The 6,866-nt window shown below is 73.0% G+C and carries 6 protein-coding genes; 5 read left to right on the top strand and 1 reads right to left on the bottom strand.

Features of this window, described 5'->3' with window-relative positions:
- The 4 genes from ITP53_RS22255 to ITP53_RS22240 all read left to right on the top strand — a co-directional run.
- A partial coding sequence (locus tag ITP53_RS22255) for a glycoside hydrolase family 18 protein (RefSeq protein ID WP_207756268.1) occupies nucleotides 1-859 on the top strand: 859 nt, incomplete at its 5' end.
- A gap of 36 nt (nucleotides 860-895) precedes the next feature.
- A complete protein-coding gene (locus ITP53_RS22250; protein WP_195897351.1) occupies nucleotides 896-2,011 on the top strand; it encodes a sensor histidine kinase in 1,116 nt (371 codons plus the stop codon).
- Nucleotides 2,008-3,102 carry a sensor histidine kinase gene (locus tag ITP53_RS22245; RefSeq protein ID WP_195897350.1) on the top strand — a complete coding sequence of 365 codons (1,095 nt, stop codon included), beginning with the start codon at nucleotides 2,008-2,010 and terminating at the stop codon, nucleotides 3,100-3,102. The genes ITP53_RS22250 and ITP53_RS22245 overlap by 4 nt, the downstream gene beginning before the upstream one ends.
- Nucleotides 3,103-3,250: 148 nt before the next feature.
- Nucleotides 3,251-3,850, top strand: a complete 600-nt coding sequence (locus ITP53_RS22240; RefSeq protein WP_195897349.1) for a response regulator transcription factor — start codon at nucleotides 3,251-3,253, stop codon at nucleotides 3,848-3,850.
- A 34-nt stretch (nucleotides 3,851-3,884) separates the two neighbouring features.
- On the opposite strand, the gene ITP53_RS22235 is transcribed toward ITP53_RS22240, so the two are convergent.
- Entirely contained in the window at nucleotides 3,885-5,162 is a 1,278-nt protein-coding gene (locus tag ITP53_RS22235) for a class I SAM-dependent RNA methyltransferase (RefSeq protein WP_328815368.1), read from the bottom strand.
- Nucleotides 5,163-5,227: 65 nt separating this feature from the next.
- On the opposite strand from ITP53_RS22235, the gene ITP53_RS22230 reads away from it, so the two are divergent.
- On the top strand, nucleotides 5,228-6,862 hold the full coding sequence (locus ITP53_RS22230) for an alpha/beta hydrolase (protein ID WP_195897348.1): 1,635 nt from the start codon (nucleotides 5,228-5,230) through the stop codon (nucleotides 6,860-6,862).
- Nucleotides 6,863-6,866: the final 4 nt, after the last annotated feature.

The following is a 6,866-nucleotide window of genomic DNA, read 5'->3' as shown; positions in this document are numbered from 1 at the left end:
GCCCTCCCCCGCCGCCTCTCCCACGGTCGCCCCCACGGTGACGGCCAGGCCCGCCGTCGAGTTCGTGGGCTTCGTCGACACCGTCCGCGAGCCGCGCTTCGACCTGCCCGCCGAGTCCCGCCGCACCGGAGTGCGCCGTTACGCGCTCGGCCATCTCGTCGCCGGCGGTGACGGTTGCGTACCGAAGTGGACCGGCGCGCTCGACCGGGGCGGCGACCCGTTGCCCGGCCGGATCGCCAGGCTGAGGGCGGTGAGCGGCGAGGCGACGCCCGTCTTCGGCGGTCCCGGCGGCCGGGAGCTGGCCGCCGCCTGCACCAGGCCGGGCGCTCTCGCCGCCGCCTACAGCGGGGTGGCCGGGGCGTTCGGCTCCGGAGCCGTCGACTTCGAGGTCCGCGACGGCGAGGCGGGCGCCACGGTGCTGCGCAGGGCCAAGGCCATCCGCGCCCTGCAGCGGGAGCGCGACCTGCGGGTGACCTTCACGCTGTCCATGAAGCCGTACGGGCTGGCCGCGAGCGACGTCGCGATGCTGCGTACCACGCGGCGGGCGGGCGCGGAGATCGACACCGTCAACCTGCTGGCCACCGTGGAACCGCCAGGCGGCGACCGGCTGCGCGGGATCGCGGCGGGCGTACGGGCCGCCAGCGGGCAGATCGCGCGGGCCCAGGCCCTGGCCGGCCCCGAAGAGGCGTGGCGGCGCATCGCCCTCACGCCGGTTCTGGGGCGCGCGCGAGGCCTGACCGAGACCGAGGCCCGCAAGCTGTCCGCCTACGCCGCCCGCCACGGGCTGGCCTGGCTGTCGCTGCGCGGCGACGGCGCGGAGCCGGCCGCTTCGCGGATTCTTTGGCGGGGCCTTACCTGAATATAGGATTTGGGCTGAGAATCCCAGGGAGGTGGCATGGCGACGCGCCCGCAGAAGGCGAGGAAGCTGCTGCTCCTCTGGATGGACTCCGCGATGGCACTCCAGGCCGTGGTCTTCGTGGTAGTCATCGTCCAGCACGCCCTGAACGGCAGGATCGGCGCCCTGCAGGCGGCGGTCGCCCTGGCCGGCCAGCTCGGCTTCTTCGGCCTGTTCCCCTTCCTGCTCAGCGAGGCCTACGACGCCCGGCCGCGGCCCACCCTGAAGCTGCTGATCGCCGGGGTCTGCACAGCGGTCGCGATGCTGATCGTGCCGAATCATTCGGCGGACATGCCCACCTGGCTGGCGGCCAGCGCCCTGTGGCTGTCGACGGCCGCGCTCTACCTGCCGCTGATCGCCACCGTCTGCCTCAGCGTGGTCGTGGTCGGCCTGGTCAGCGGCTACGTCGTCCTCGTCACCGGCGCGGCGTGGCCGGGCGTCCTGATCCCCGAGGTGTTCAGCACCGTTCTGACGATCGGGTGCATGCTGCTGTGGCGCTGGATCTGGTGGGCCATCAGGGACGCGCACGACGGCAAGGAGGCCAAGGCCAGGCTGGCCGTGTCGGAGGAGCGGCTGCGCTTCGCCCGCGACCTGCACGACCTGCTCGGGCACAGCCTGTCGGTCATCACGCTGAAGAGCGAGCTGGCCGCCAAGCTGGCGACCAAGGACGAGGCGCGGGCGGCCGCCGAGATGGCCGAGGTGCGCCACCTGGCCGCGGAGTCGCTGGCCGAGGTGCGGCTCGCCGTCGACGGCTACCGGACCCTCGACCTCGACGAGGAGCTGTCGGGGGTGCGGGCCGCCCTGGAGGCGGCCGGCGCCCGCTGCGTGATCGACGCCAGAGCCGAGGACCTGTCGCCCACCGCCAGGACGCTGCTCGCCTGGGCGGTGCGGGAAGGCGCCACCAACGTGCTCAAGCACAGCAAGGCGGAGCGTTGCACGATCACGATCGACGGCGGCGTGCTCGAGATGCGCAACGACGGCGTGAACGGGCGGTCCTCGGTCCCCGGCAACGGCCTGCACGGCCTGTCCGAGCGGCTGGTCACGGCGGGCGGCTCGTTCTCGGCGGAGCCGACGCCGACCGGAGAGTTCGTGCTGCGCGCGGCGGTCCCCACGTGATCCGGCGCGCGACGAGACTCGACAAGATCCGCTGGGTGGTCGTCTACTCCACCGACCTCGTCCTGCTCGCGGCCGCCCTCGCCTATCTCGACCTGTTCCTTCGTTGGCAGGCGGGCATTCCCGTGCCCATGTTGATCATCGCCGCCGCCGTCCTGACCCTGGTCTTCAACGTGCTGGGGACGCGGCCGTTCAGGGTGGCCGTCAGGGACGGCCCTCGGCCCACGGCGATCCTGGCCGTGACAGGCGTGATCATGCTGCTGCTGTGCGCGTTCCTGGTCATTTGGGCGCTGCCGGCATGGCTGGGGATGCTGGCGCCGTTCGTGCGCAGACGCACCATCGTCGTGTTGTCCGCCGGGTCGATCGTGCTCGTCAACCTCTGCCTGGTCCTGATCACCGGCCTGTTGTGGGAGCTGCTGCTGGCCCAGACGATACTCACCGGGCTCACGGTCGGCGGCGTGCTGGCCAACCTGTGGTTGTGGCGGGTCGCCAAGGAAGGGCACGAAGGGCAGGAGGCCAGGGCGCTGCTGGCGGTCTCCGAGGAGCGGCTGCGCTTCGCCCGCGACCTCAACGACCTGCTCGGGCAGAGTCTCACCGACATCTCGGCCGGGGCGGCCGGCGCCGCCGAGACGCTGCGCGCCGATCCGGCCGCGGCGGCTCACGAGATGTTCGCGGTACGCGACCTGGCCAGGCGGTCGCTCCGCGAGGTGCGCACGGTCGTACAGAACTACCGGGCCATCGACCTGGACGAGGTGCTCGCCGGCGTGCGGGCGGTGCTGGAGGCGGCGGACGTACGCTGCACCGTGCGGGTGCGGACCGCCTCACTGACGCCGGAGATCCGCACCTTGCTGGCCACCGTCGTGCGGGAGGGCGCCACCAACGTGCTCAAGCACAGCAAGGCGGAGCGTTGCACGATCACGATCGAGGACGGGGTGCTGGAGATGTCCAACGACGGGGTGAGCGGGCCGGTGGGCGAGCACGCGCCGAACGGCCTTGCGGGGCTGGCCCAGCGGGTCCGCGCGGCCGGCGGCACCCTGGAGGCCCAGCCGGCCGGCGAGGGCCGCTACCTGCTGCGCGCGGCGCTACCCGCATGACCACGTACGCACTCAGAGGCCGCTGGAGCCCGCATGACCACCCTGCGTATCGCACAGGGGGTCGGAGCCCGCATGACCGACCGGCTACCGCACAGGGGGTCGGAGCCCACATGACCACCCGCGTACCGCACAGGGGGTTCGAGCCCGCATGACCACCCGCGTGCTGCTCGCCGACGACGAGCACCTGATCCGTGGCGCCATCGCGGCGCTGCTCGACCTCGAGGACGGCATCGAGGTCGTCGCCCAGGTGGGCCGGGGCGACGAGGTCGTGGCCGCGGTGGCCGCGCACCGGCCCGACGTCGCCGTGCTCGACATCGAGATGCCGGGCATGGACGGCCTGACCGCGGCCGAGCGGATCAGCTCCCAATGCAAGATCGTCATCCTGACCAGCCTGGGCCGCCCCGGCTACCTGCGCAGGGCCATGGCCGCCGGCGTCAGCGGCTTCCTCGGCAAGGACGCCTCGGCGGAGGAGCTGGCGATGGCCATCCGCAAGGTCCAGTCCGGCGGCCGCTACCTGGACGCGGAGCTGGCCGCCGCCGCGATGGCCGCAGGCGACAGCCCGCTGACCGAGCGCGAGCGCGACGCGCTGCGGCTGGCCGGCGACGGGGCCACGATCTCCAGGATCGCCGGCGAGCTACACCTCACCGAGGGCACCGTACGCAACTACCTGTCGAGCGCGATGACCAAACTCAACGCCCAGAACCGACTGGAGGCCATCCGCACCGCCCAGCGCATGGGCTGGCTCTGACGCGGGGGGCGTGCCCCCCGCGGGGCCTTTGACTTTATGGGGAGGTCGCGGGGGGCGTGCCCCCCGCGGGGGAGAGGAGTGCAACGACCTCGACATGGTGGGTCATCGGGAAGGCGTCGAAGGCGCGCAGGTCCGTCAGGGCGTATCCGCGCTCCCCGAGCCACTTCACATCCCGTGCGAACGTGGCCGGGTCGCACGACACGTACACGATCCGGAGTGCCTCCAGCCCGGCGATGCGGTCCACCACGTCGCGCCCGAGCCCGGCGCGCGGCGGGTCGACCACGACGAGGTCGGCGCGTTCGATCTGGAAGCGGTCGAGCGCCTCCTCCACCCGTCCGCGCTCCACCCGGGCCTGGGGCAGGTCGCGGAGGTTGGCGCGGGCGTCGCGGACGGCGGACGCCTCGGACTCCAGCCCGAACACCGCACCCTCCGGCCCCACGGCCTCGGCGAGGCCGGCGGCGAACAGGCCCACCCCGCAGTAGAGGTCGAGCGCCCACTCCCCAGGCTCAGGGGCCGCGTACGCGAGGACCGCGTCGAGCAGCGTCTCGGCGGCACCCGGGTGCACCTGCCAGAACCCGCTGCCCGCGACCCGGAACTCGCGGTCGCCCGCCTGCTCGTGCAGCACCCCCGAGCCGCGGCGCGGCACCGTGCGGCCCTTGCCCTGGTCGAGCAGGACCGAGGCGGGCGCGTCGAGGTCGGGGACGGTGACGCTGCGCCGGGGCCTGGGCGTGACCACCACGGCCCGGTCGCCAGAGGAGGAGGCGATGACCTCGATGCCGGCCGCCCCAGGCCAGGCGTGGACCTCCGCCCCGACCGCCTCCACCTCCGGATGGGCGATCAGGCAGGCGTCCACCACCTGGACGTCGTGGGAGCGATGCTTGCGAAAGCCCAGCTCGCCGCCGGGCAGTGCGGCGAACTGCACGCGGGTGCGCCAGCCGAGCCCGTCCGGGGCCCCGGGCACCTCCTCGACCACGACCTTCCGGTCGAGGCCCGCGAGCCGCTGCAGCTGCTCGGCCACGACCTGCGACTTGAGCTCCCGCTGGGCCTGGGGGGTGGCGTGCTGCCAGTCGCAGCCGCCGCAGCGGCCCGGCCCGGCGTACGGGCAGGGCGGCACGACGCGGTCCGGCGACGCCTCGAGGATCTCCACGGCGTCGGCCCGCAGGAACCGGGTCGTTTCCTCGGTGACGGCGGCGATCACCCGCTCGCCGGGCAGTGCGTGCCGCACGAAGACCACGCGCCCTTCGTGGCGTGCCACACACCAGCCGCCGTGCGCGACCGGACCGACCGTCAGCTCGAGAGATGCCTGTTTCACACCGATAACCCTATGCCCAGACCTGGACCGCTCCCCTCCGGCTCGAACCAGTACTGTAGATCGGCATGGAGAGGGTGGTACGGCGGCGGCTCGGCTTCGGCGGGACGCTGCTGGCCACGTTGTTCGCCTGCGCCTCGCTGACGCCGTCGCTGCTGCCCCGCGCGTGGGTGTACCAGGGGCTGATGTGCGCCGTCACCGGCATACTCGGATATGCCGTCGGCGCCACGCTGGGTGCGCTGGGCCGGGCGGTGATCTCGTACCGGCTGCCGGAGCGGGGCAGGCGGATCGCCTGGCGGATGCTGGCCGGCGGCTGCCTGGCGCTTACCGCGGCGACGCTCTGGTACAGCTTCTACTGGCAGCGTGACCTGCGCACCCTCATGGGCATCGAAACCCGCGACACGTGGTTCCCGCCGACGATCCTCGCGGTGACCATCACCCTGTTCACGCTGATTCTCCTGGTTTCCAGACTCGTACGCCTGGGCGGCCGCAGGCTCAACTCCTGGCTCGGCCGCTTCGTCCCCTCCTACGTGGGCCAGACCATCGGCGTGCTCGTCATCGCCCTGCTGGTCGCGGTCTTCGCCAACGACGTGCTGTTCTCCGGATTCATGGCCAGGACGAACGACTGGTCCTCGGTCACCAACAAGGGCACCGACCCTGGCGTGCGCAGGCCCGTCTCCACCGACCTGTCAGGCGGCCCCGGCTCCCTGGTGAGCTGGGATTCGCTGGGGCGGGAGGGCCGCCGCTTCACCGGCACCGCCCCCACGCCCACCAGGATCGCCGCGTTCTCCGGCCGTCCGGCCGCCACGCCCATCAGGGTCTACGTCGGGCTCGACGCCGCCTCCTCGCCGGAGGCGCAGGCCGCCCTGGCGGTGCGCGAACTGGAGCGCACCGGTGCGTTCGACCGGCCGGTGCTGGCCGTACTCGGCACCACCGGCACGGGCTGGGTCGACCCGCATGTGACGGACTCGCTGGAGTTCATGTACAACGGCGATTCCGCCATGGTCGCGCTGCAGTACTCGTACCTGCCGAGCTGGGTGTCGTTCCTGGTCGACAGGGACAAGGCGGCGGCCGCGGGGCGGGCGCTGTTCGAGGCCGTACGCGCCAGGTGGGCCGTCCTGCCGGCGGGGGACCGGCCCCGGTTGCTGCTGGCGGGCGAGAGCCTGGGGTCGTACGAGATGGAGGGGGCCTTCCACGACCTGAGCGACCTGGCGGCCAGGGCGGACGGGGCGTTGTTCATCGGCCCGCCGAACGCCAGCCCCATCTGGGACGAGCTCACGTACGGCCGCGATCCCGGCAGCCCGGTGTGGCGGCCCGTCTACCAGGACGGGAGGACGGCCAGGTTCGCGCTGCGTCCCGCCGACCTGGCGCGCCCCGCCGGCCGCCCGTGGCCGCACCCGCGCGTCGTCTATCTGCAGAACGCCACCGACCCCGTCGTGTGGTGGTCGCCCGAGTTGCTCTACAGCAGGCCGGCCTGGCTGGAGGGCACGCGAGCCCCCGGCGTGAACCCGGACATGGACTGGTACCCGGTGGTGACGTTCTGGCAGGTGCTGGTGGACCTGACGGCGGCGCTGTCCGTGCCGCCAGGGCAGGGGCACCGCTACGGCGCCAACGTCGTGGACGGCTGGGCCGCCGTCGCCCCGCCTCCGGGCTGGAGCGCGGACGACACCGCCAGGCTGCGCACCCTGATCGGCTCGTCCTGACCTG

It is taken from the genome of Nonomuraea cypriaca (genome assembly GCF_015645445.1).
Taxonomy (GTDB): Bacteria; Actinomycetota; Actinomycetes; order Streptosporangiales; family Streptosporangiaceae; genus Nonomuraea; species Nonomuraea cypriaca.
Note: the sequence above shows the minus strand (reverse complement) of the source record. Positions and strands in the feature narration are given on the sequence as shown.